Source organism: Paenibacillus sp. P4_A7 (assembly GCF_056402455.1).
Window position 1 is genome coordinate 1 of record NZ_JBFUHJ010000693.1, and the last position, 1,939, is coordinate 1,939.

Sequence of the window (1,939 nt, forward strand, 5' to 3'; positions counted from 1 at the left end):
GCATTAGGCATTAGACTTTGTGACTGATCTGGCAAGAAGGAGGCAAAGTGATGCATTGGACATTTCTGAACTTGAAAGGCTTGGTTTTCATGTGGATATCCTTGATTTGAAGTACTTTTTTAATAGCYGTAACGAATTGGAGACAAAACGGGAAGAGTATGATGTGATTTGGGCAAGAGGTGGAAATACATTTGTTTTAGCACAGGCGATGAAATTAAGTGGCTTCGACGAGATCATAGAGAAGTTCCATAGAAATGGAAGAAATGTCGTTTATGGGGGATATAGTGCTGGCGTTTGTGTTCTTGGACCGACACTAAGAGGAATTCACTTAGTAGATGATCCGACCCAAAAACCCTATGGGGAACAACATCAAACTGTTTGGGAAGGATTAAACGTTTTAGATTACGTAATTGCCCCGCACTATAAATCTAACCATCCAGAATCTGAAGATATCGATAAAGTTGTAGAATATTTGATCGATAATCAAATACTCTTTAAAGTTCTAAGGGATGGAGAAGCAATAATCATTGAATGATCATTCAATAAGAAAGTTTGAACTAAACATTCCTGTAAGGSCTAAGATTTGGCCTTTGTCAAAAARGGAGCGCCTCGGTATGATAGGTTTGTCGACGGGTTCATAACCCAACACCATCAAGGAGGCGCTCTTACTATGAATTTTAAGCAAAATGACGGACAAAATCAACGCATTGAACGAATTTCCACCTCTCAYCTTGTCGTGGTTATAGATATTGCGAAGGAAACTCATGTAGCACAAGCAACTAATTTTCGTGGCATCATACTTACTAAGCGGCACCTTACGTTCTCAAATACAATTGAAGGATTCGAAAAACTAGAACGATGGATCGAWGGATTACAACAGAAACATCRCTTAAAGGGACTCATAGTCGGCATGGAACCGACCGGACACTACGGGTATAACCTGGCYAATTGGCTCGCTGTAAGGGCAAGAGTGTTGTCATGGTGAAYCCGGCKAYCACTAAACGAAACAAAGAGAATCGTGATAATTCWCCCTCCAAGAGTGATCCRAAAGATGCACTTGTCATAGCTGACGTGGTCAGCCGAGGMTTTTACTATGAATACTCRCGACARGCTATCMTTTTTCAAAGGTTGAAAAMAATGATGAGTGACCGGGAATTTTGGRTGACGAATAGTGTRCGGCTRCAGAACCGAATCATCCGCTGGATAGACATTCGCTTCCCTGAATATTTCTCGGTGTTTAAAGACTGGACCTGCAAACGRTCCTTGGCTACGCTTAAAGAATTCCCTTCTCCGCAGGATCTAGCATCTCTGTCCGTATCWGARGTGATTACAGGATGGAGAGAACATATGAAGCGAGCYGGTGGCTCCACTGGCATGSAGAAAGCAGCGCAGCTCATCGCTCAAGCTAAGAGCAGTATAGGYGAAACGYCTGCCCTAAATGAAGCGAAACAGGATTTACAACGGYTATTACAAGAGTTCGAACGGATTATTGAGATACTAGAAAGAATTGAAAAAGATATTCAAGAGYTGCTCAGTGACATTCCTATGTCCGATCGCCTTCGATCAATCGGTCTAGGYACGATCTGCACGGCAGCCATWCTATCAGGTGCTGGCGACCTTATACAGTATGCTCATGGACGTCAATTATTACGTAAGGCAGGCTTAAACCTAGCCGAAAGTTATTCAGGGAAGCGTAAGGGACAGATTGTGATTTCTAAAAGGGGCGATTCTACGCTGCGAAAATATCTATATCTGGCTATGCTCCAACTCGCCCGAAATCATCCAGTGTTCCGGCAGCTGCATGAGCATAATGTTCAAGTGAAGCATATGAAGAAGCAACAGTCGGTATTTAAACTGCTTGGAAAGCTAGCACGAATCATCATCGGTATTGTACAACGTGGAGAAACTTTTTCTCCTGAAAAAGCTGCCTCTATATACT

1 protein-coding gene and 1 pseudogene are annotated in these 1,939 nt (G+C 42.6%); both read left to right on the forward strand.

All coding sequences use genetic code 11. The annotated features are described in order from the left end of the window. The first annotated feature begins 55 nt into the window (after nt 1-55). The gene (locus AC1DWN_RS33020; protein WP_477563064.1) at nt 56-535 is read left to right on the forward strand and encodes a Type 1 glutamine amidotransferase-like domain-containing protein; all 480 of its coding nucleotides are present in this window, start codon (nt 56-58) and stop codon (nt 533-535) included. Between the two features lie 135 nt (nt 536-670). Then, a pseudogene (locus AC1DWN_RS33025) lies at nt 671-1,939 on the forward strand (IS110 family RNA-guided transposase); the annotation flags it as partial.